Genomic DNA, 23,512 nt, shown 5'->3' on the forward strand with positions numbered 1-23,512 from the left:
GCGTGCCGCCGGGCGGGCGGTCGTTGTCCTCGCGCTGGCCGAGCGCCATGATCGCGGTGCCCATCGCGGTCGAGCCGAAGGTGATGAAGAACGACATCAGGAGCAGCCCCAGCGCGACGCCGGGGGAGCGGTCGGTGAAGATCAGATGGCGCAGGCCGCCCGGATTGAGCGCGAGCAGGCCGCCGACCAGCAGCGTGGCCATGCCCAGCCCGAGTGCGAGGTTGATCGCCAGCAGTCGGAGCAGCGGCAGCCGCAACAGGCTGCGTTGACTCAGCATCCGGTTTGCCATCGCTTGTCATCCCTGGTGGTCGTGAGCGCAGAAGTCTACCACCGATCGGAGCGCGCTCAAGGCCGGCTGTGTCCAGCTACGCGGTCCCTAATAGGGGCGTCATTCCGGGGAGCTCGCGCGCGACAAATCAGCTTTGCTGATTTGCGCGGAAGCGAGCGAGCCCGGAATCCATACCCACAGGGAGAAATCATCGAGCGCGATGGGAGAGGGTAGCGTACCGAAACGCCGGCCTGTGGTTATGGATTCCGGGCCCGCGCTCTTCGAGCGCGTCCCGGAATGACGATGGAGATTGGGCGCGAGAGTCCCGGCTATGCAATTGCGTCCACGGGACTACGGCTCCCCCGCGCCAACGGCTGCAAGGACGTCAGTGCCCTAGCGCCGAGCAGATAGACTAAACGCCTACGCCGCCTCGCCCTCGGCGACGCCGTGCTGCTGCGCGATGACGGTCTGCCAGACGCTTGCGATGGCGCGCTGGGTTTCCGGTGCGATCAGGCAGTGCCCTTCATTGTCGAAGCCGCAGAAGCGCGCCGACGGATCGCGCCGGATCTCGATCAGGGCGCGGTTGATCAGCTCCAGGCAGCCCATGACCTGGCCGATGTTCTGCAGCCGGGTGTGATGCAGGATGTCGATCAGGCGAACCATCATCACCGGCGGCTGGCCGAGCGCTACACCGGGACGGGCGAATTCGAAGAACACGTTGACGGCGGGCAGCATGCCCTCGATCTGCGCCAGGATGCGTCCGGCATCCTCGGCGGACAGCGCGACCAGATGCGCGCCCTGCACCGGCAATGTCGGCTGCGGCGGCGCGTCCGCAGCGAGCCCGAGGCCCGCCAGCACCTGATGCTCGATCCAGCGCCGCACCTCCGGTGGAGCATTCCGGATCTGGTCGGTCGACAAGGTAATTCCGATCATGGCGTCTCTCCTTTTGCGTTCAGCTTAAGGGTGAGCGGTGGTGCGAAATTGACGCGGATCAAGTCTGTTCGGCAGGATTGCGGCAGGGAGTGGCATTTTTGACGGCGTCGTCGCGCCCGTGGCATCATCCGCTGATCGCAACGATCGAGAAGGAAAGTGCATGCTGATTCGTCGTCTGGCTGTGTTGTTCGTGGCCTGTGTTGCGGCAAGCTCGGCGCAGGCCGCCCGCTGCGGCGGCGACTTCAATTCCTTCATCGCCAATGTCTCGGCGGATGCGCAAGGAGCCGGCATCTCGTCGGCCACAGTCAGTTCGGCACTGTCCGGCGTGACGGTCGACCAAGGCGTGCTCGCGTTCGACCGCCGCCAGCGCTACACCTTCAACAAGACCTTCGAACAGTATGTCGCGACGCGCGTTGGCCCCGGCCGCATCAATGGCGCCCGCGCCCGGCTGCAGCGCCACGCGGCGCTCTTGTCGCGCATCGAGCAGCAATATGGCGTGCCGCGGCAGATCCTGGTGGCGATCTGGGGCCTCGAGAGCGATTTCGGCACCGGCGACATGGGCAAGCTGCCGGTGATCCGCACGCTCGCCACGCTCGCCCATGACTGCCGCCGCAGCGAGCTGTTCCAGACCGAACTGCTGGCGGCCCTGCAGATCGTGCAGCGCGGCGATCTTCCCTTGCGCGACCTGATCGGCGCCTATGCCGGCGAGATCGGGCAGACCCAGTTCCTGCCGTCGTCCTACATCAAATACGGCGTCGACTTCGACGGCGACGGCCGCGTCGACCTGCGCCACAGCGTCGCCGATGTGCTGGCCTCGACCGCGAACCTCTTGCACACCAACGGCTTCAAGATGGGCCAGTCCTATGAGGAAGGCAGCACCAATTTCGAGGCGATGCGCGAGTGGAACAGGGCGGTGATCTACCGCAAGACCATCGCTTACTTCGCGGATCAACTGATGGGACGGTGAGGGCAGGGCTTTCCTCCTTTCGGGTCATTCCGGGGCGTCACACAGCGATGAGCCCCGCGGCATCTGCCCTGTCATGCCCCGTCCCCGGGTCTCGCCTTCGGCGAGCCCGAGGACAGGCTCCGGCGGGGGCATCCAGTACGCCGCGGCCCATCGGGAGACGACTGCTGTCGGCGAGTACTGGATCATCTGCATTCGCGGATGATGACCCTGAGAAGACCGCGCCCCCTGCGGGTTGATCAGCGCCGCACATGCCCGCCATGTGCAAACTGCCCGTCGTGCCAACCTGTCGCAGGCGTACCGCTTGCAGCGTCGGGCAAATCACCGGCACACTCTCCCGCGTCTCGGCCCACAAGAGGGGCGCCTCGCGATCGTCACGAGTGCGGGCCTGAGATGCGATGGACGTGTCGGAGTTGCAGCGCGCATTCGCGAGCCGACGAACAACTCTGATGCGGACTGCGAAATCGTGTGGTCCTGGCCTCCCGGTGCTGAGGCCCGCGCAACGCGCAAGCGTTGTCGCGAACGCGACGAAGCCTTGCTTCGCGCGGACGGGGGCAAGAAAGCCGGTCCCCGAGGAGAGCGCGTATAAGCGGTAACCCATCGCGCAGGGAAGGCCGGGTCGTTCCGGCTGAACCTGTGGTAACCGCCGCGTGCATTTTCTTTCGCACGCGGGCCACGGGCCTCAGCCGAGGCCCGGCCTTCCCTGCGCCCTCTGTTTGAAGAGGGAGCAAAAATGTCGATCATGACTCGGGCATGCCATGTCGCGAGAACGCTGCCTCACACTCATTCGCCATGCCCCATCCCCGGATCTCGCCTTCGGCGAGCCCGAGGACAGGCTCCAGCGGGGCATCCAGTACGCCGAGGCCTATCGGGATTTAGCTGCGGTCTCTGGAATACTGGATCACCCGCTTTCGCGGATGATGACAGTTGATACTAAGGGCGCCAAACTTGTTCGATCACCCCGTCTTCGCCGCCGCCTTCTCCAGCTGCTTCGCCAGCACCTTCCAATAGGTGCCGGGCATGAGCCGCTGCAAGACATCCATGAAGCGCGCATCGCTGCCGATCAGGATGCGCGGCTCGTTGCGCTCGATGCCTTTGATGATGCGCAGCGCTGCCTGCCTCGGCGTCGTCTTCGCAAACCTCTCGAACCGCTCGATGCCCTGCACGCGCCGTTCATTGTCGGTCATGCTCTGGCCCATGCGTGCGTTGCGCGCGATCGCGGTCGCAACGCCGCCGGGATGCACGACCGACAGCCTGACGGGGCTCTGCGCCACCGCGAGCTCATGGCGCAGGCTTTCGGAGAAGCCCCGCACGGCGAATTTCGCCGCCGCATAGGCAGACTGTCCGGGCGGCGCGACGATGCCGAAGATCGAGGAGAGGTTGACGATATGCGCCTCGGGCCTGCGCGCAAGATGCGGCAGGAAGGCGCGCGTGCCATGCACGACGCCCCAGAAATTGATGTTGAACAGCCACTCCATGTCAGCCTGGGAGATCTCGGCAAAGGTCCCGGCCAGCGCGACGCCGGCATTGTTGATGAGGATGTTCAGCGCTGGGTGCGCGCGGGTCGCCGCGTCGGCAAATTCCGCGACCGCGCCGGCATCGCTGACGTCGAGGCGGTGCGTGCTGACCTGGCGGCCACTGCGTGCGATCTCGTCGGCGAGGCTCGCCAGGCCCGCCTCATCACGATCGGCGAGGGCGAGGTCACAGCCGCGCGCGGCCAGCTCATGCGCAAGCGCGCGTCCGATGCCGCTTGCGGCCCCCGTGATCGCCGCCGTTCCCCGGATTGCCGTCATTGCTTTGTTGCTCCCTCCCCGGAGACACGCGCTGCGCATTGCAGCGCCATCTCGGTTTCCTCACACTTTTTCAGATTGGAACCGAACCATCCAGCGGTTCCGCTTTTAACCCATATTGCTTTTGTCGAGGACATTTCTGGAGGCACCGCATGGGACAATCAAAACCATTTCGCGCCACGGCGCTGATCGTGGAGGACGATCCTATGCAGCGCGACATGATGGCGATGCTGCTGGAGGAGAGCGACTACGACGTGATCGCATGCGAGAGCGCGGAGGCGGCTGAGCTCGTTCTCAGCAAGCCGGGCAATCGCCTGGTGCTGTTGATGACCGACGTCAATCTGGCGGGGCAGATGAGCGGCGTCGAGCTTGCGCATATCGCCAAACAGCAGCAGCCGCGGCTCAACGTGGTGGTGACCTCGGGCCTGCCGTTGTCGGAGCCGCTGCCGGGCGACACCAAGTTCTGGTCGAAGCCGTGGGCGCCGCTCGACGTGCTGCGCGAGGCCGAGGTTGCGCTCAATTCGGCGGACCCGGCCGCGGAGGAGCGGCGGCGGGATTAGGAGGATCGGCTGAGCGCTTTCGCCGTGCCATGCGCTGTGATAGCTCCAGGGAGCGCCAGCCGGAGGCCTCTCGATGTCGATCGCCTTTCTCCTGACCTCCCTGATCGTGGTGGCCTCGCCCGGTACCGGCGTGCTGTATACGCTTGCGGTGGCGCTGACCCGCGGAGGGCGCGCGAGCATCGCCGCCGCCTTCGGCTGCACGCTCGGGATCATCCCGGCGATGCTGGCGGCGATCTTCGGGCTCGCCGCGGTGCTGCACACCAGCGCTCTGGCCTTTGCCGCGCTGAAATGGTGCGGCGTGCTTTATCTGCTCTACATGGCCTGGCAGACCTTGCAGGAGACGGGGGCGCTGTCGGTCGAAACCCGCACCGAGGCGAAATCGCAGGCGCAGGTGATCACGACCGGCTTTCTGATCAACATTCTCAACCCGAAACTGTCGATCTTCTTCCTGGCCTTCCTGCCGCAGTTCATTGCAGCCGACGCGCCGCATCCGCTGGGCGAGATGCTGCTGCTCAGCGCCGTGTTCATGGCGATGACCTTCGTCGTCTTCGTGCTGTATGGCGTGTTTGCCGCCCGCGTGCGCGACAGGGTGGTCAGCAGGCCGGCGGTGATGGGCTGGATGCGCCGTGCCTTTGCCGGTGGTTTTGCGCTGCTCGGCGCCCGGCTTGCCTTGACGGACCGCTAACGCGATCCCACGTGTCATAGCGGGAGAGAGCCCGGGTGGAAGCGGCGCTCCCACCCGGGGCAGCGCAACTACTTCTTCTTGGCAGCCTTTTTGGTCTTCTTGGCGGCCTTCTTGGTCGCTTTCGCGGCCTTTTTCGCTTTCTTTGCCATCAGGTCCTCGTCAGGAGTTCATGGATTGAAACGCGACTCGAGGCCTTTGCAGCGGACGTCTGTCTGTGCATCAGCCTCGGATGACGATCCCAACAGATTCGCGAACCGCTGCCCCACGCTGTCACCCGTCTGTCATGCCGTTATCCACAACTCGATGCAGGCGGACGCCGCCGGCCGGGCTGGCGTCAGCGTTAACGCGCTGCAAATGGCGATCTTCATCAATTCAAAACCACGGCCAAATCTCGGTTCCGCCATTGAGGTTCTCTTAAGCGCGCTCGCCCCATGGTGCTCCAACCACCAGGGATCGCCATGGCCAAGAGCTTCGCACATCGACGGGACAGAGCGCGCGTTCTGCTGCCGCCATGCTGAGCGTCCCGACGCTGTGGACGGCATTCATCGTCAACTTTCTCGCGCTGGGCCTGATCTGGGCTTACGTGATGCGGAGCTATCCCAATCTGGAAGCTGCCCGCTTCTGGACCGGATCGGCGCTCGTTGCCGCCGCCGCCGCGATGCTCGCTCTGTTGCGGATCTATTTTGACGCGATCCTGCCGCTGTTATTGGGCAGCGCGATGATCGTCTTCGCGATCTGTCTTGAAGCGATGGGGGTTCAGCGCTTCTACGGCCGACCGGTGTCGTGGCGGAATACGGCGCTTATCGTTCTGCTCACCAGCCTGGCGGTCACGTTCTTCGTTTATGTTTATGACAGCCAGTCCTTGCGGATCATGGCGTACTCGATCGGCCAGTGTGTGCCGGTATTTCTGATCGCGCGGCAGCTTCTTGACCCGCAGCACGGACGCGTCAATCCCGGCGCACGGCTGGCCGGGGTTCTTGCCGTCATGATCATGGCGATGTTCGTGTTCCGCGTAGTGGGCACCCTGACGGGTCTTGATTTCAACATCACCCATTCCAGCAACGTGCAATCGGTCGCGGTGCTGCTCCTGATCTTCCTGTCGATGTCGCTCAATTTCGGCTTCCTCCTGATGGCGGTGGACCGGCTCCGCAACGAGGTCGCGGATCTTGCTTTGCTCGATGATCTCACCGGCGTCGCCAATCGACGTCACCTGATGCAGCGGCTCACCGAGGAATGCGCGCGCTCGGAACGTTCGGGCCGGTCGTTTGCGCTGCTGGTGATTGATCTCGACGGCTTCAAGCTGATCAATGACAGCTACGGGCATGCCGCGGGCGATGCCTGTCTGCAGCATTTCACCTTGATGGCGCAGACACGATTGCGGCCTGACGACATGCTTGCGCGCACTGGTGGGGACGAGTTCTGCATCGTCTTGCCGTCCTCCACTTTGCGCGAAGGCGAGATGATCGCGCGCCGCGTGCTGCAGGTCTGCCGCGATGACGCCGAGGCGGCCGCGGGCGCCGACGTCGCGATCGCGGTGTCGATCGGGGTCGCGGAATGGAGCCGCGAGGTGGGGTTGTTTCCGGACCGGCTGATCGCACATGCGGATCAGGCGCTGTATGCGGCGAAGAAGCAGGGCAAGAACTGCTACGCCGTCCATGATGGCGCTCCGCCGCTGGCGCCGGACGAGCAGCTGCCCGACGGGCAGGGCGGGCTTGGTCCGAGCTTCCCCGTGCAGGATCGCCTCGCGGGCTGAAAACAAGCCCAAAAACAAAAGAGCCGGCGTTGCTGCCGGCTCCCATCGTCATTGCTGACTCGATCGCGCTGACCCTCTGCGGTCTGATCCTATCGCGCACGCGTATCGCCCATCATTCGCATCGCGTCGAAGCCGCGCTTAGTGCGCGGCTTCCAGCGCGGCCGCCTCCTGCTTGGCGATCGCGCCCTTGACCGCCGACTGCACCTTCTCGAAGGCACGGACCTCGATCTGCCGCACGCGCTCGCGGGAGACGCCGAACTCGGCGGCGAGATCCTCCAGCGTCATCGGCTCGTCGGCGAGCCGCCGCGCCTCGAAGATGCGGCGTTCGCGGGCGTTAAGCACGCCGATGGCGCCGTTCAACGCCTGGCGGCGATGGTCGTACTCCTCGTGCTCGGCCATGATGGCTTCCTGGTTGGGCGAGGTATCAACCAGCCAGTCCTGCCATTCGCCGGCCTCGCCGTCGTCGCGGATCGGCGCGTTCAGCGAGGCGTCCCCGCCGAGGCGGCGGTTCATGTCGACCACGTCCTGATCGGTCACGCCGAGGCGCTTGGCGATCAGCTTGACCTGATCCGGATGAAGATCGCCTTCGTCCAGCGCGTTGATGCGGCTCTTGGCCTTGCGCAGGTTGAAGAACAGCTTCTTCTGGTTCGCGGTGGTGCCCATTTTCACGAGCGACCAGGATCTCAGGATGTACTCTTGTATTGACGCCTTGATCCACCACATGGCGTAGGTGGCAAGGCGAAATCCCTTGTCGGGCTCGAAACGTTTCACAGCCTGCATCAGGCCGACATTGCCTTCCGAGACGACTTCGGATATCGGCAAGCCATAGCCGCGGTAGCCCATGGCGATCTTGGCCACGAGCCGCAAGTGGCTGGTCACGAGTCTCTGCGCTGCGTCGCTGTCGTCATGCTCGCGCCAACGCTTGGCGAGCATGTACTCCTCCTGCGGTTCCAGCATCGGGAACTTGCGGATTTCGGCGAGGTAGCGAGCAAGTCCGGATTCTCCATTGAGAACCGGTAAGGTAGCTGTACGGGCCATCGAGCGCCCTCCAGTTGGTTCAGGCCCCCGATAGCGGCGGGCCCGGCAAGACGGTCGCTTGGTTAAAGCCGGCCGCCTAGCGATGTTCCTGCGTCGGTTATTCGACGCAGTCGCAACATACACTAAGACCACCCGCAGGTGGAAGGATAACCGGGGTCACGTCCCCGTGTGGCTGCTATAACATATTGGCATGCTTACGCTTTTCTGAAGTCCCTGCGTCATAGCGCCGCCCCCAGCGCGCGCCGCAAAGCGGCCAGATCGCCCGGCAGCTCCGATTCCCAGTGCATCAGCTCCCCACTTCGCGGGTGCTCTATTACCAAAAGATAGGCGTGCAGCGCTTGCCGCCCGAGGGATGCGAGTGCGGCTTGGGCCGCGGGGCCAAGCTGGCTCGCTTTGGTCTTGAAATGCGGGCCATAGACGGCATCCCCGAGCAGGGGATGGCCGAGATGCGAAAGATGCACCCGGATCTGGTGGGTCCGGCCGGTCTCGAGTCGACAGGCCAGCAGTGAGGCCACCGGCTTGCCGTCCCGCCCGGCAAAGCTCTCCTGCACCTCATAATGGGTGACAGCCTCGCGGCCACGCGTGCGCACGGCCATTTTCTCCCGAGCGTGCGGATGGCGGTCGATCGGCGCATTGATGGTGCCATGCTGCCGGTGCGGCACGCCCCAAGCAAAGGCGAGGTAGCCGCGCTCCATCGCGCCGGTGCGGCCGTGATCGGCGAACTGGGCGCTCAGGGACTGATGCGCCATGTCGTTCTTGGCCACCACCATCAGGCCTGAGGTGTCCTTGTCGAGCCGGTGCACGATGCCCGGACGCTTGACGCCGCCGATACCCGAGAGGCTGGCGCCGCAATGGGCGATCAGCGCGTTGACCAGTGTCCCGGTCTCGTGGCCGGCCGCGGGGTGCACCACCAGCCCGGCCGGCTTGTCGATCACGATGATGTCCGCGTCCTCGTAGACGATCTGGAGCGGGATGTTCTCGGGCGCGGGCTCGGCTGCTGCTGCCTCCGGCATGTCGATTGTGATCGTGTCGCCGGCTTCGACATGGTAAGCGGGGTCGCGAACCGCGACGAGGACGCTGCCTTGGTCCGGGCTGGTTTGGCCGATGCTGACTTGGCCTATGCTGACTTGGCCCGCCAGGATCAGTGCCTTCAGCCGCGACCGCGACAGTTCCGGCAGCTTCGCCGCGAGCACGCGGTCGAGCCGCGACGAGCCTTCGTCGCCGGCGACGACGACCTTGACCAAGCCTTGAGGATGGGAAGCCGAGATTTCCATGAACACTACCGTTGCGCCCGATTCATCCCCCGAGCAGGTCCAGCTGATGGCGCGGCTGCGGCGCATGATGATGATCGCAGGAGTGACCACGTCGGTCGCCATCGCCGTCCTGCTGGTCGCCATCGGCTATCGCCTTTTCAAGGGCGAGGGAAGCGCGGCGTCGGGCCCGGATATCACCGCCGTGCTGCCCAAGGGAGCGCGGATCGTGGCGACCGCCGCAGCCGGCGACCGCCTGGCCGTCACCGTCGACATCGGTGGCGCCACCGAGATCCGCACCTTCGACGCCAAAACCCTGAAACCCACCGGCCGGCTGCGCTTTGCTGTCGAGCCGTAAGGGCGGAAAGAACACCTCTCCGGTCCGTCGGGTCCATCTCTCACCCCGACGGCGCTGCGCTCCCCTCCCCCTTGCGGGGAGGGGTCGGGGGTGGGGGTTCTCTCCAAGCGGTAAACCCCCTCGGACAACCTACCCACCAACAACCTCACGATAATTCCACCGCCCGTCTTGCGGCGCGCCGATTTCGCGGCTATTCGGTTCACCTCACGCTCCCTTCGTCTAGCGGTTAGGACGCGGCCCTCTCAAGGCTGAAACAGGGGTTCGATTCCCCTAGGGAGCGCCATTTCCAAAATTTAGCATTGTAATTGCTACTAAATTTTTGGTTTTTTGTCCCACTGCGGTTTGGAGTGGGACAGTATCTGTTCACGATCTAATCTGCGCCTCCATCGTCTACCGAACTTCGCCTGCCCATCGCTGATGGGAATGAGCTGTCGCTCATCCCTAACCACCTCGCAATTTCGCCATCGCGGCATCCGCTGTTTTCTTTCGGTTGGCTGCCTTGGTGTAGCGCTCAACTTCCTCCAACGACTGGTGGCCGCCGATCGCCATGATTTCGTGCGGCGTCGCGCCAGCCTCGGCCAAAGCCGTCAACGTGGCTTTGCGGATTCCGTGCGCCGAGCAATGCGGAAGATCGGCTTGGCGACACCAATCCTTGAATTTGTTCCCGAACCCGTTGGCTGTGAACGGTTTGCCGAACTCAGTCAGCAGGAACGTCATCTTGCCGCCAACGTTGGCCGCTGCGATGCTCTCGGCAAGGGCCGGATGCATTGGAATGTCGATGTCGATTGGACTGCGGTGCTCGTTCTTGGCCTGGCGAAATCGAATGCGGCCGTCGCGAACGTGCTGCCGACCAAGGCGGGGGGCATCCTCGCGTCGCCCGGTGGTATATCGCAGCAAATCGAGCGCGAGTCTCGCTTGCGATCCGAGCGGATGCCGATCGTAGTAGCGGATGATTTCCTCATCAGTCCACGTATGATGCCCGTCCGACCTATATCGCAGTTTCTTGACATTGATCGTCGGATTGACTGTCGTTTCCTCGGCCTCATTCGCCCAAGAGAATAACGCGCGCAAAGCCTTCAGAAGTTGATTGGCGGCGGCCGGCGTTGCGGCCTTCGCGTCGCGCATTTTACGGACATGCCGAGGCTCCATCACCGCAACCGGCTTGGCCCCATGCTCGCCGGCAATCCCGTCGAGCGCCCGGCGCTGCCAATTGCGCGTGCTAATGTCCAAAGCTTTGTAAGCCGCGCTCGCATAGTAACGGATACAGAGATAGCGGAATGATCCCTTTTTTGCTTCGTCAGCCTGCCGCTGCGGAGCCTCGGAAGCCGTCGCAATGGCTGCTTGGTATTCTTCCATGAAAGCCGGCGTGCCCGGCAGAGCGCGAATGCGTACCTTCCGTTTTCCGGGCGCGCGAACATAGCACCGCACGTTGCCGTGCCGATCGAGGTCTTCGCTGATGTATTTCAGGCGTACGCGCATGTTCAGCCACCATTAGTCCCAAGGATTTTCGTCGTTGTCACCGAGCTCCTCAAATGCACGGTCAACAGCTTTAAGGTCCCAAATGACGCGGCCTTTGATCTTTTTAGGCCCAGGCATGTAACCGTCGTCGACCAATTTATCGAATGTCGAGGCGCTCACTCCAATATAAGCGGCAGCCTGAACACGGGACAAACCGCGAGGCGGTAACGACGGTGGCAGCGCGTTCTTGTGCTGCCTCTCAGTAGGAGTCTCGTTATTCACTTCGTAGACCTGGATTGAAATTTTGCCTCGCAATTTCAACTGAGTCGCCGCTCGGTTCGCTAGACGGAGCTCGTGTCACGGTTTCACCCTGTTCGAAAAGAGTGCAGCAATGTGTGCAAGCGTTGCGATCGTAAATCTACGCGTTTGCCTTAGGTCAGGAGTACGTCGGCCAGCTTTGGGATGCCGAGGGAGCGTATCAAAGTACTTCTCAGCCTCTTCACGTGTTTGTCTATATTCGATGCGGCATTTGAACTGTGCAATGCAATCCTCATGAAAGATCGGAACGCCATCGGCAGGATCAACCTCGCCGGTTTGATAGTATCGTCGTTGATCCGCTCGAATTGTGATTGCAGCGTGGGGCCAAGGGGCTTCTAGTTCGACGTCAATACGCAGGTCTGTAGTCACGCCATCTGCATCGGGCGCCGCATCGAGAAACAGGTCAGAGGCCTGTGTCACGCCTTCGCCAAGTGCAACGATGATCGCTGCGATTGCCTCGTGCAGCGAGTGACCCGCTGGCAACGAGCCAAGATGTTTCAATGGCCAAGCTGCCCAATCGCCGCTCTCTGCGATGGCGGCAAGGCGCGCATATCTTTCGTAGTGAACTGCGGTCTCTTTGACGCCTGGCCCCGAAAGCGGCGTCGCTGCTACCGCGAGGAGCAATGCAGCGGCACTTTCGGGTGACCCACGAGCAGCTCTCCCGCGCCCGGTGATCGACCGATGTCCGCTTGTGACCAGCATCCGGTCCTGCAGGGCGACCGTCGCCCTGGCAACTCCGAGGAGGTCCGAAACTGCATCGATAATGTTTGAAGGGGCCGTCATTTCATCTGAATAAAACTCAGATGAAGAACATGTCAACTCCATTCGACTAAAATTCAGATGAGATCCGAGATTACCTTGAAAAGTGGTGCAATTGCACCGCCAACCTGACCGACGCGGTTTATCTGGACACGAGCCGTTGCGGAGGAGTTCAGCATCCGACACTAGTTCACAACGTTAAGGGCTGCCGATTCGGCGCATGGCGTCGTCCGGCGCGAGCACCTTCGGCGAGCGGAAAGTTGCGCAGCTGGACGGCCAAATCGGTTGGCGAACTGCCTGTTGGACTTGGTACGAATGCGATTGGTTTTGCGAAGGGGCATTCAAGCCAGCCGGCGAACGCGGTCGAAAGCGTTTAAGCCGAGGTCACTGTTTGCTTCTGGCTTGCGGTAGGGCACCTTTCACGAGGCCGAACCGTTTATCCGTCCAGAGCGGCATTGGCGCCGCAACGGACGACTATCGGTAAAGCGGCTTCGCTTTTCTCGTCAATTCGTCGAATAAAATTTGGACTGGATTCTGGTAGCCCTTGGTCCGTGGGGCAGAGATTTTAGGGGGCAGTAGTGAAGGATGGCGTGATAAAGGGCTCACGGCCCTCCTTCCCTCAGATCGGCAGCTTCCTTAAAGTCCGCGGCAAGAGCTGGATCGTCGAGGGCTCCCAGCGGCGGGGACCGGTCGACGTCGTCACCCTCATCTCCTGTGAAGATGATTCGCAGGGCGAGGCGATAGAGCTGGCTTATTCGGCAGAGCTGCAGCCGGAGATCCTCGATCCCAACGATTGGTCGCCGCTGCTCACCCGGACCTTCGAGGGGCCGCAGCGGCTCGGCGCATATTTGCGGTCCACGGAATGGCGCACGGCCACGGCCGCCGACCGCAAGTTGTTCCAGGCGCCGTTCCGCGCTGGCATCCGGCTCGAATCCTACCAGCTGCTGCCGCTCGCCAAGGCGCTGGAGCTGCCGCGCGTGAATCTCCTGATCGGCGACGATGTCGGTCTTGGCAAGACGGTCGAAGCCGGCCTGATCGTGCGCGAGCTCTTGCTGCGGCGTCGCGTCGACACCATCGTGGTCGCTGCACCGGCGTCGATGCTGCTGCAATGGCAGGATGAGCTGGTGCAGAAGTTCGGCCTCGATTTCACAATCGTGGACCGCGAGCATCTCCTGGAGACGCGGCGCACCCGGGGCTTTTCTGCCAATCCCTGGAGCGTCGGTTCGCGCTTCATCGTCTCGCACAGCGTGCTCTCCGACGAGACCTATACCGGCGGCCTGCGCGAGCTGCTGGCGCCGTTCCGCGCGGGATCGATGTTCATCCTCGACGAGGCGCACCACGCCGCGCCATCATCTGGGGCCGCCTGGGCGGTCGAAAGCCAGATGACCAAGGCGGTTCGCGATATTGCCTCGCTGTTCGAGCATCGCCTGTTCTTGTCGGCGACGCCGCACAACGGCCACTCCAATTCGTTCGCGACCTTGCTGGAAATCCTTGATCCGCAGCGTTTCACCCGCGGCATTGCGGTCGAGGCCAAGGAGCTGGAGCCGGTCATGGTGCGCCGACTCAAGGAGGATCTGCGCCGGCTCGGCCACGCCTTTCCCGCGCGCATCGTCGATCCCATCGCCATCTCCGGCCTGCCGCCGGATGCGGCCGAGCTGCGGCTCGCCATCATGCTCGACGAGTACAGCCAGTCGTCGACCGGCGGGAGCAAGGCGCGCTTCCTGTTCGCCAATCTGCAGCAGCGTCTGTTCTCCTCGATCGCAGCGTTCCACCGCACGCTGACGACGCATCGGCGCAGCCTCGCCAGGAAGAGCGAGGAGCTTGCGTCCGACACCATCGAGACGACGCCCGAGCTGATCGAGGACAACGAAGACATCGAAGCTGCGACCCATCACGCCCGGGGCGAGCTAGGCGATCTCAACGCCGCCATCGCCCATGTCGATCGCATGCTTGTCATCAGCGCCGCTGCGTGCGACGAGCCCGATGCCCGTGTCGCGGCGATGCTCGACTGGATCGAAGAGCATATGCTCGACGAGAGCTACGCCTGGCAGGACCGCCGGCTGATCCTGTTCACCGAATGGGAGGACACTCGCCGCTGGCTGGTCGAGCGGCTCAAGGAAGGCCTGCTGTAGCGCAGCCTCGGCCGCGTCGATCTCAACGGCCGCATCCTCAACTTCACCGGCCAGACCAGCCTGGCCGAGCGCGACCGCATCAAGATCGCCTTCAACGCCCCGTTCGACAAGGAGCCTGTACGCATCCTCGTCTGCACCGATGCAGCGCGCGAGGGCCTCAATCTGCAGGCCCGCTGCCACGAGCTCATCCATGTCGATCTGCCCTGGAATCCGTCGCGCCTCGAACAGCGCAACGGCCGCATCGACCGCAAGCTGCAGCCGTCGAAGACCGTCACGTGCCGCTACTTCGTCTACACTCAGCGCGAGGAGGACCGGGTGCTGGATGCGCTGGTGCGCAAGACCGAGGTGATCCGCCAGCAGCTCGGCGCCTCCGGCGAGGTGCTGCGCCAGACCATCGAGACCACGCTCGCCCGCCAGGGCATCCGCCGCGGCGATGCGGCGAAGCTGGCCGACAGCATCAGCGGTGCGACGTCGGAGCGCGTCGGCATCGCCGCGCGCGAGCTCGATGATGATGCGGACCGGCGGGTGGCCCGGCTGAAGGAGGAGCAGCAGCGGCTGCAGCATGCGCTCAGGTTGGCTGAGAAGCGCGTCGGCGTCGACGGCGCCGACATCCGCCACGTCATCGAGGTCGCCCTCAAGGACGATGGCGCAGCGCTAAAGCCGGGGAGCTTCAGCGTGCCCGAAGCGGTGCTGCTCGATCCGGACACTCCGAGCTTTGCCAAGGACCCGAGCTGGGCCTCGCTGTTCGACGAGCTGCGGCCGGGCCGTCCGGCGACGCCAAAGGACCGCGCGCGCTGGCGCCGCGACACGCCGGTGCGTGGCCTCGTGTTCGCGCCGCCGCTCGTGAGGGAGGGCGAGCCGGAGCCGCAGGACGTGGTCCAGCTCCATCTCGAACATCGCCTGGTCAAGCGGCTGCTGTCGCGCTTCATCAGCCAGGGTTTTCAGACCAGCCTCGGGCGCGTCACCGCGATCATCTCCTCCGGCGCGCAGCCGCGCGCCGTGCTGCTCGGCCGGCTCTGTTTGTTTGGCCCGGGTGCCCGCCGCTTGCATGAGGAGATCATTCCCGTCACGGCCGCCTGGCGCGACACCCGCCGCGACGACAGCCCGCTGGTGCCCTTCGCCGAGACCGGCGAGGTCACGACGATCCAGCAGCTCGACGAGGCCCTGCGCCGCGGGGTTTCGCCCGCGAGAGGCGTTCTCGATCGTCTGGGCCAAATGGTCGAACGCGACATCGCCGACCTCCGGCCCCATGTCGAGGCGCGCGCCAAGACCTCCGAGCAATCAGCCGTCGCCGATCTCGTCGAAAACGGCCGGCGCGAGGCCGAGGCGCTGGCGGCGCTACTGCAACGGCAGATCGACCGCGTGCGCGAGGCCATGCGCACCAAGCAGCTGCCGGAGCGGCCGGCGCAGATGGATCTGTTCGGCCCGAGCGACGACGACATCCGCAAGCAGCATGAGCGCGAGCTGCGCCAGTTCGAGGCCGACCGCCGCTCCTGGGACGGCAAGCTGCTGCGGCTGCAGCAGGAGCTGGACAGCGAGCCCGAGAAAGTCCGCCAGGGCTATGAGGTGCAGGCGCGCCGGCTGGAGCCGGTCGGCCTCGTTTATCTCTGGCCGGCGACGAACTGAGCATGACAATGACCTTTCATACCCAACAGGACGAGACCTCGGAGTGGCTGAACTATCTGCAGCCCGAGGGCCTCGTCGTCGGCGCCAATGTGCTGCGCGAGACCGGCGTCACCCCGATCCGTCAGACCCCGCTCGACACCGAGACGGCGGCGCGCGCGCTCCGTCTGGATCCCGAAGCACCGCGCGAGCAGGACCGGCTGTTTGAGCTGCAGGATCCCTGGAGCTTCTTCGAGCAGGTGCTCAACTGGCCGGCGAAGCTCGTCGCCGGCAGCCCGGGCGGGCCCGCTGTCGATCCGGCGCTGACCGTGACGGTCCCGGAGCACGACACGCTGTTGTCGCCGGAGTACGCCCTGCTATGGAACGGCGCAACGCCCGAGGGCATTCCGGCGCAGGCGCTGGTCATGCTGCATCCGAACCTCGACGCGGACGGCCGCAATCAGTTCGACCAGGGCGAGTGGGAGGCGACGCCGCATCAGCGGCTGGAGCGCCTCTTGCGCGAGAGCAATGTCGGTGTCGGCATCCTGGTCACGTGCAACGCGCTGCGGCTGATCTATGCGCCGCGCGGTGAAACCGCGGGCTGGCTCACCTGGCCGCTGGCCGCGCTCGGCCGCGTCGAGGGTCGGCCGATGCTGGCGGGCCTGAAGCTCTGCCTCGGCCGCAACGCGTTCTTCACCGGCGCGCCGGAGCAGCGGCTGCGCAAGCTGCTGGAGGCCTCGCGCGAGGCGCAGAATGCGGTCTCCGAGAAGCTCTCAGGCCAAGTATTAGGTGCGCTCTATGAGCTCTTGCGCGGCCTGCACCGCGCCGCGCCGGAGCAGATCGAGGCGCTAGCGTCCAGCGATCCGCATCATCTCTATGACGGCTTGCTCACGCTGCTGATGCGGCTCGTGTTCCTGCTCTATGCCGAGGACCGCGACCTCTTGCCGTCCTCGACCGATCCGCAGCTGAAGCAGCTGTGGGACACCGGCTATTCGATCAAGACGCTGTATGCACGGCTGCTGGTCGACGAGGCGCTGAACCCCGACACGATGGACGAGCGCCGCGGCGGCTGGGGCCAACTGCTTGCCGTGTTCCGGCTGATCCATGGCGGCCACCCGCATTGGGTGACCGGCCGCGGCGGCAAGCTGTTCGATCCTGACGCTTTTCCGTTCCTCGAAGGCCGCGCCCGCGGCAGCGCCCGCACCGAGGCGGCGATCCTGCCGGTCTCCGACGGCACCATCCTGCGCATCCTCCATGGCCTGATGACCATCGAGGGCAGGGGCCTGTCGGGCGAGCGTATCCGCGAGCGACTGTCCTATCGCTCGCTAGACGTCGAATCGATCGGCTCGGTCTACGAGACCGTGATGGGGTTTACCGCCTCGCGCGCCACCGAGCGCATGATCGCGCTGCGCGACGAGAAGAAGCTGCCGAACTTCACCGGTCTCGACACCTTGCTGGCCGAGGGGCCGGGCGACCGGCAGAAATGGCTGAAGGAGCACGGCATCAAGCTCTCGGCGAAGCAGGCCAAGGGCGTCAAGGATGCCAAGGATGTCGCCGCGCTGATCGAGGCATTCGGTTCGCTGGTCGATGAGCGCGCCTCGCCGAAGGCCGTCCCCGTCGGCCAGGGCGCCCCCTATCTGCAGCCAACCGAGGAGCGCCGCCGCTCCGGATCGCACTACACGCCCCGCTCCCTCACCGAACCGATTGTGCGTCACGCGCTGGAGCCGGCCTTCGCACGGCTCGGGCCAGACGCGTCTCCGGAAGCGGTGCTTTCGCTGAAGGTGTGTGATCCCGCCTGCGGCTCCGGCGCCTTCCTCGTCGAAGCCTGCCGCCAGATCGGCGCCCGGCTGGAGCAGGCCTGGAACATGTACGGCGCGGAGAAGCCGAAGATCCCGGCGGATGAGGACGAGGCCCTGCATGCGCGGCGCCTGGTGGCGCAGAAATGCCTGTACGGCGTCGACCGCAATCCGATGGCGGTCGATCTCGCACGGCTGTCGCTGTGGCTGGCCACGCTCGCACGCGATCACGAGTTCACGTTTCTGGATCACGCGCTGAAGGCCGGCGACAGTCTCGTCGGGCTGACGCGCGCGCAGATCCAGGCCGTGCATTGGGATCCGTCCAAGCCGGGCCTGCCGTTGTTTCGGGAGACGATCGAGAACGCGGTGGTGCGAGCGTTCGAAGGGCGCGAGGCGATTCGTAACGCGGACGATGGTGTGTTGATTGCTGCGCAAGCGGCGCGCTATTCGCGAGTTGTCGAAGCGAGCGAGCCGGCACGGATTGGTGGCGATGCCGTCATTGCAGCGCACTTTTCGGCCGATAAGTCAAATGCACGCGAACAGGAGCGTCAGACTGTCGAGAGCTGGATTGCGTCGCAACCCTTGAGATGGGATCTGCTGCGTGACAAAGGAGGAGCATTCCGAACGAAATTAGGATGGCGGCCGTTCCACTGGGAGATTGAGTTTCCAGAGGTATTTGTCCGCGACAATCCAGGGTTCGACGCCATTATTGGCAATCCGCCCTTCGCGGGAAAAACTACGATCTCCTACGCATCCGGCCCTCGTTATGTTCCGTGGCTGCAGACGTTGCACCAGGGCGCTCATGGCAATGCCGATCTTGTAGCCCACTTCTTCCGTCGTGCATTTGGCTTACTTCGTACTGGGGGCGCATTTGGCCTTATTGCGACAAACACGATCGGACAGGGAGATACGCGCTCGGCAGGTCTGGAGATGATCTTGCGGCAAGGCGGCCACATCTTTCGGGCAACAAAGCGTTTTCAGTGGCCGAACGAGGGAGCCGCAGTTGTCGTATCGATTGTCCATGTCCAGAAATTGGGCGACGCGATTTCGCCAGTGCTTAATGATCAGCGCGTAGCTCGAATTTCTGCCTATCTTGCAGCTGGAACACTAGACGGGGCACCCAGTCGGCTAACATCCAACTTAGGGATCGCGTACAACGGTACGAAAATTTACGGTCAAGGATTTCTATTCACTGATAGCGATTCGAATGCAACGTCCTTGGCCGAAATGGCGAAGCTCCTCAGGGAGCATCCAAACTACGAGCAATTCATCAAGCCCTATATCGGCGGCGAGGATGTGAACACAACATCACAGATTGAGCCCCAGAGATTTGCTATCAATATTACGGATTTCACACTCTCCGAAGCTGAACGAGCAGTACCTCACCTGCTGAAAATAGTTCGTGAGAAGGTCCTTCCTGAGCGCTTAAAGACGAAAGATACTGCTGACGGACGTATCCTGAAGAGAGATTGGTGGCGCTTTTTTCGTCCGAAGGCGGAGCTTTATGACGCGGTACGACGAAGGGGCGGAGCTATCTTGATACCTGAAACGTCGCCCCATTTGGTGGTCGCTCCGTTCATTCGGGAAGCGATTTTTTCACATGCACTGAAGGTGCTAGCATTCAGGGGACTGGCACCGTTTTCTGTTCTGCAGTCTCGTGCTCATGAAGTTTGGGCGCGCTTCTTCTCGTCTACCCTTGAGGATCGTCTCCGATATGCGCCGTCGGACTGTTTCGAGACCTTCCCGTTTCCGTTCGGCTACGAAACCGACGATTTTCTCGAAGCCGCCGGGCGAAACTATCAAGACCACCGCGCTGCGTTGATGGTCGCGGCGAACGAGGGCATGACCAAGACCTACAATCATTTCCACGATGCGGAAGACCGCAGCGCCGCCATCCAGACTCTACGCGATCTGCACGACGCCATGGATCGCGCCGTGCTGCGCGCCTATGGCTGGCACGACCTCGCAGACGAATTGCGCCCCGTCTTCCTCACCGAAGAGACCGAGGACGATCACACCTATCAGGGCCGCTACTTCTGGCCCGCCGATCAGCGTGACCGCGTACTGGCCCGCCTGCTGGCGCTCAATGCCGAGCGGCATGCTGAAGAGATGGCAGCCGGACGGGCCCCTACCGCGCAGGAGTCCGATGAAGAAGCCGACGGGCTGGAGGATGCAGGCGCCGGTCCGCTGTTCGAGCGCGATTGAGCCTGCAGGCCGGCTAAACCGCTGATTGCTATCCGCGACCGGGATGATAAGGCTTGCAGGTTCAAGCCGTTGATTGAGATGTTGGGGGACGCATGACCACAGCGGAGCCGACGCCGCCACAGCAGGGGCCGACCGACCGGCTCTCGGGCCTGCCGAAGCCTACGACGCCGGTGGCGGTGCGCGAGCGGCTGGTCGATCTGCTGCGCCGCGATCTGGTCGGGCCGCATCCCGACCTCGATCCGGACCTCGCGCGCGAGGTGATCGCAGGCGTCGCGCCCGCAACCTGGTATCTGACCGGCTTTCTCGGGCCCAAGCGCGACACTGGCGCGGCGAAGACGGAGGCGAGCGCGGATGCCGAGGTTGCGGCAGAACAGGCGGCCGAGGATCTGCTCGACGCCCAGCGCGGCAGTGAGAGTCTGTCGGAGGTGACGCAAGGCAAGGGCGTTGCCCCGGATGAGGGGCAGCCGGAATCGCCGCCGGTGCGCTCGTTCCAGCCATCTTCGATCGGGCTCACCGTGCTGCTGCCGCGCGACGCCAGGCAGCTGCAGGTGCGGGTGAGCTGGGGCGACTATGTCACCGAGCCCCGGCTGGACGATGCCGTGTTTCTCGAAGCAGCGCGCGAGATCGCCCAGGCGCGGGGCGAAGTTCCGAAAGCACCATCGCGGCAGACGCTGGACTGGCGTCGCATTCCGCGCGAGGAAACCGTTGACATCACCATCCGGCGCGGTGACGTGCCGCAGCGGATCGTGATCCCCGACAGCGCCGCGCCGATGGCGATTGGCGGCGGGCTCGAGCTCGTGGTGTCAGCGCGCGAGATCGAGACGGCCGATATCGACGGCGTCAAGCGCGAACTGCTCGCCGTCTCGGTGTTCCTGGTCAATGCACGGCCGCAGACCATCCGCTTCCGCGACATCGCGTTCTGCTTCCAGGCCCGGCTGCAGCTCGATTTCGCCGCAGGTTTCGAGCGCCGCGACGACCGTGCCTCCTACGACTCCGACGAGGCCGACGAGCGGCTCGCCGACCTGCATTACCACGACGTCTGCTCCTATGCGGTCGGCCACAACACGTCGGGCGACTGGAGCGCGCCGGACGGCGACGGGCGCGTGACCACCGTATTCACCAATCCGCTGCCGGTGCAGGAGGTGGAGAGGCTCGGCGCCGATATCGACCTAGCGGGTGTCGAGCGCTCCATGGCCGCGCTGGCCAAAGCCGCAGACGATGCCGGCACGCTGCAGGCCGCGCTGTCGGGTCTTCCGATCGCTTACGAAGCCTGGGCGAAACGGCAGGCGGACCTCGTTGCCGGCATCGACGGCAAGCGCCGCCGCGAGATCGCGAACAAATGCCTGGAGGACATTGCGATCGCCCGCGGGCGCATCGCTTCCGGACTGGGACGGCTACAGAGCGATCCGCTGAGCCGCGAGGCGTTCGGCATCATGAACCGGGTGATGGAGCGAGCCAACCGGCAGCGCAGCGCCGCCAACAACAAGAAGCCGCTGGATCAGCAGAAGGCGCCGACATGGCGGCTGTTCCAGCTGGCCTTCATCCTGCTCAACCTCGACGGTCTGGTCGATCCTGTTCATGCCGACCGGCCGATCGTGGATCTCCTGTTCTTCCCAACCGGCGGCGGCAAGACCGAGGCCTATCTCGGCCTCGCCGCCTTTGCGATCGCACGCCGCCGGCTGAACAATCCAGGCCTTGCCGGAGCAGGGCTGTCGGTGGTGATGCGCTACACCTTGCGCCTGCTCACGCTGGATCAGTTGCAACGTGCGGCAGGGCTCGTCTGCGCGCTGGAACTGGAGCGCAAGGAGAAGAAGCGCCTCGGCGATTGGCCGATCGAAATCGGCCTGTGGGTCGGCGGCGGCGCCACGCCGAATAACCTCGGCAGTTCCCAGAACAGGAAAGAGAACACGGCCGTTTACTGGCTGGAGCAGTACAAGAAAGGCAAGGGCCCGGCACCGGCGCCGCTGAAGAACTGCCCATGGTGCGGCGGCGAGCTGACGAAGGAAGCGTTCGCGCTGCAGCCCACCGCGGCGAACCCGCGGCGGTTGGACCTGCGCTGCTACGAGATCGACTGCGCCTTCTCCAGCGACAGCCGACTGCCGATCGTGGTCGTCGACGAGGAGATCTACCAGCGCCTGCCGGCGTTCATGATCGCCACCGTCGACAAATTCGCCAACGTGCCCTGGGAGGGCCGGGCCGGTGCCTTCTTCGGCCATGTCGAGCGCAGCGATGCGAGCGGCTTCTATGGCGCCGCCGAGCCGGGCGGCACCAAGTTGCCGGCCGAGCTGCGGCCGATCGACCTCATCATCCAGGACGAGCTGCATCTCATCTCCGGGCCGCTCGGCACCGTCGCCGGGCTCTATGAGACCGCGTTCGATCTCTTGGCCGCGCGCAAGATCAATGGCGAATGGCGCGGGCCGAAGATCGTCGCCTCGACCGCGACCGTGCGGCGCGCCGAGACCCAGATCCGCAATCTGTTCGGCCGGGACCGCACCGCGATCTTCCCGCCGCCGGGCATCGGCCGCGACGACTCGTTTTTCGCTAAGGCCGATCGCGCGACGCCATCGCGGCTCTATCTCGGCATCGCCTCGCCGGGCCGCGGTCCGAAGCTGGTGTTCTTGCGCGCGCTGCAGACTTTGCTGTCGGGGGCCGCGGCCCTGTCGCGGGGCGGCAAGGATGATCCCGCCGATCCGTATCTGACGGCGCTGTGCTACTTCAACGCGCTGCGCGAGCTCGGCGGCGCCCGCCGCATCGTCGACGACGAGGTGCGGGCGCATCTGACCAATTACGGCCGGATGCGCGTCCGCCGCGAGCCCGCAGGTCAGCCATTTGCCGATCGCGTGCTGCGCGAGATCCAGGAGCTGACGTCGCGCTATTCGACCGACCAGGTCTCCGAGGCTCGGGCGCGGCTCGGGCTTGCGGTGTCCGACAAGAACGCCGTCGATGTCGCGATGGCCACCAACATGATCTCGGTCGGTCTCGACATCGGCCGGCTCGGGCTGATGGTGGTGCAGGGCCAGCCGAAGACGGCGGCCGAATACATCCAGGCGACCTCGCGCGTAGGCCGCGAGGGCGACAAGCCCGGCCTGGTCGTCACCCTGCTCAACATCCATAAGCCGCGCGACCGGACGCATTACGAGCAGTTCCGCGCCTTCCACCAGAGCTTCTATCGAGCCGTCGAGGCCACCAGCGTCACCCCGTTCGCGCCGCGTGCGCTCGATCGGGCGCTGGCCGCAACCCTCGTGGCGGGGCTGCGCCACGTCACGCCGAGCCTGACGCCGAACAAGGCAGTCGACAAGGTGGCGGGCGAGCCGACCGCCTACAAGCGCGTACGCGACGTGATCGAGGCCAAGATGCAGGTGGCGGAGGAGGACAGCGCCTCGATCGCGCGCTGCCTCGCGCGGCTCGACGAGCTGGAGGCTGCCTGGATCAGAATCGCGGAAAAGCAGACCCGCAACGGTGACGAGTTCGCCTATGCCGGCCAGCAGCCGGTGCGGCGGCTGTTGCAGGACCCGTTCGATCAGCAGCCCAACATGGACAAGGAGCGGGAATGGTTCGTCGCCGGCCGCTCGATGCGCGACACCGAACCCGTCTCGCTGCTGAAGCTCAGGAAGCCCGACGGCAGCATTCTCGGATAGTGGAC

At 64.4% G+C, this 23,512-nt stretch carries 16 protein-coding genes, 1 tRNA gene and 1 pseudogene; 11 read left to right on the forward strand and 7 right to left on the reverse strand.

Annotated elements, in window-relative coordinates; translation table 11 throughout:
• The coding region (locus tag BRAS3843_RS18730) for a hypothetical protein (RefSeq protein WP_035982141.1) at positions 1–277 on the reverse strand (277 nt) is incomplete at its 3' end.
• 411 nt (positions 278–688) lie between these two features.
• Positions 689–1,201, reverse strand: a complete 513-nt coding sequence (locus BRAS3843_RS18735) for a hypothetical protein (RefSeq protein ID WP_008970569.1) — start codon at positions 1,199–1,201, stop codon at positions 689–691.
• A 160-nt stretch (positions 1,202–1,361) separates the two neighbouring features.
• Here BRAS3843_RS18735 and BRAS3843_RS18740 point away from each other — a divergent pair, with 160 nt between their 5' ends.
• On the forward strand, positions 1,362–2,168 hold the full coding sequence (locus BRAS3843_RS18740; RefSeq protein ID WP_008970570.1) for a lytic murein transglycosylase: 807 nt from the start codon (positions 1,362–1,364) through the stop codon (positions 2,166–2,168).
• A gap of 953 nt (positions 2,169–3,121) precedes the next feature.
• On the opposite strand, the gene BRAS3843_RS18745 is transcribed toward BRAS3843_RS18740, so the two are convergent.
• Positions 3,122–3,958, reverse strand: coding sequence for an SDR family NAD(P)-dependent oxidoreductase (locus BRAS3843_RS18745; RefSeq protein ID WP_008970572.1), 837 nt, complete (start codon positions 3,956–3,958; stop codon positions 3,122–3,124).
• 149 nt (positions 3,959–4,107) lie between these two features.
• Between BRAS3843_RS18745 and BRAS3843_RS18750 the strand changes: the two genes are divergently transcribed.
• The 3 genes from BRAS3843_RS18750 (at position 4,108) to BRAS3843_RS18765 (ending at position 6,953) form a co-directional block, all read left to right on the forward strand.
• Entirely contained in the window at positions 4,108–4,515 is a 408-nt protein-coding gene (locus tag BRAS3843_RS18750; protein ID WP_008970573.1) for a response regulator, read from the forward strand.
• Positions 4,516–4,588: 73 nt separating this feature from the next.
• Complete coding sequence (locus BRAS3843_RS18755; RefSeq protein ID WP_008970574.1) at positions 4,589–5,200, forward strand: LysE family translocator; 612 nt, start codon at positions 4,589–4,591, stop codon at positions 5,198–5,200.
• A gap of 511 nt (positions 5,201–5,711) precedes the next feature.
• The gene (locus tag BRAS3843_RS18765) at positions 5,712–6,953 is read left to right on the forward strand and encodes a GGDEF domain-containing protein (protein ID WP_008970575.1); all 1,242 of its coding nucleotides are present in this window, start codon (positions 5,712–5,714) and stop codon (positions 6,951–6,953) included.
• Positions 6,954–7,091: 138 nt separating this feature from the next.
• Here BRAS3843_RS18765 and rpoH read toward each other — a convergent pair whose 3' ends face one another.
• Both rpoH and BRAS3843_RS18775 read right to left on the reverse strand, forming a co-directional pair.
• On the reverse strand, positions 7,092–7,991 hold the full coding sequence (gene rpoH, locus BRAS3843_RS18770) for an RNA polymerase sigma factor RpoH (protein WP_008970576.1): 900 nt from the start codon (positions 7,989–7,991) through the stop codon (positions 7,092–7,094).
• 218 nt (positions 7,992–8,209) lie between these two features.
• Positions 8,210–9,265: an RluA family pseudouridine synthase gene (locus tag BRAS3843_RS18775; protein ID WP_035982137.1), complete on the reverse strand. Its 1,056-nt coding sequence runs from the start codon at positions 9,263–9,265 to the stop codon at positions 8,210–8,212.
• Here BRAS3843_RS18775 and BRAS3843_RS18780 point away from each other — a divergent pair.
• Both BRAS3843_RS18780 and BRAS3843_RS18785 read left to right on the forward strand, forming a co-directional pair.
• Entirely contained in the window at positions 9,264–9,599 is a 336-nt protein-coding gene (locus tag BRAS3843_RS18780) for a hypothetical protein (protein WP_008970578.1), read from the forward strand. The genes BRAS3843_RS18775 and BRAS3843_RS18780 overlap by 2 nt on opposite strands.
• Before the next feature lie 208 nt (positions 9,600–9,807).
• Positions 9,808–9,882 (forward strand) — tRNA-Glu (locus BRAS3843_RS18785).
• Positions 9,883–10,040: 158 nt separating this feature from the next.
• Here BRAS3843_RS18785 and BRAS3843_RS18790 read toward each other — a convergent pair.
• Positions 10,041–11,078 carry a tyrosine-type recombinase/integrase gene (locus BRAS3843_RS18790; RefSeq protein WP_008970579.1) on the reverse strand — a complete coding sequence of 346 codons (1,038 nt, stop codon included), beginning with the start codon at positions 11,076–11,078 and terminating at the stop codon, positions 10,041–10,043.
• Between the two features lie 336 nt (positions 11,079–11,414).
• On the reverse strand, positions 11,415–12,200 hold the full coding sequence (locus BRAS3843_RS40820) for a hypothetical protein (RefSeq protein WP_139024912.1): 786 nt from the start codon (positions 12,198–12,200) through the stop codon (positions 11,415–11,417).
• A gap of 524 nt (positions 12,201–12,724) precedes the next feature.
• Between BRAS3843_RS40820 and BRAS3843_RS41820 the strand changes: the two genes are divergently transcribed.
• The 5 genes and pseudogenes from BRAS3843_RS41820 (at position 12,725) to drmA (ending at position 23,507) form a co-directional block, all read left to right on the forward strand.
• On the forward strand, positions 12,725–14,266 hold the full coding sequence (locus BRAS3843_RS41820; protein WP_201768857.1) for an SNF2-related protein: 1,542 nt from the start codon (positions 12,725–12,727) through the stop codon (positions 14,264–14,266).
• A 33-nt stretch (positions 14,267–14,299) separates the two neighbouring features.
• Positions 14,300–14,503 (forward strand): annotated as a pseudogene (locus BRAS3843_RS42520) (helicase-related protein); the annotation flags it as partial.
• A 78-nt stretch (positions 14,504–14,581) separates the two neighbouring features.
• Positions 14,582–15,892, forward strand: a complete 1,311-nt coding sequence (locus tag BRAS3843_RS41825) for a hypothetical protein (protein WP_008970584.1) — start codon at positions 14,582–14,584, stop codon at positions 15,890–15,892.
• A 2-nt stretch (positions 15,893–15,894) separates the two neighbouring features.
• Positions 15,895–19,869: an SAM-dependent methyltransferase gene (locus BRAS3843_RS18805; protein WP_063710310.1), complete on the forward strand. Its 3,975-nt coding sequence runs from the start codon at positions 15,895–15,897 to the stop codon at positions 19,867–19,869.
• 92 nt (positions 19,870–19,961) lie between these two features.
• Positions 19,962–23,507 carry a DISARM system helicase DrmA gene (drmA, locus tag BRAS3843_RS18810; protein ID WP_008970586.1) on the forward strand — a complete coding sequence of 1,182 codons (3,546 nt, stop codon included), beginning with the start codon at positions 19,962–19,964 and terminating at the stop codon, positions 23,505–23,507.
• Positions 23,508–23,512 lie beyond the last annotated feature (5 nt).

This window comes from Bradyrhizobium sp. STM 3843, assembly GCF_000239815.1.
GTDB lineage: Bacteria > Pseudomonadota > Alphaproteobacteria > Rhizobiales > Xanthobacteraceae > Bradyrhizobium.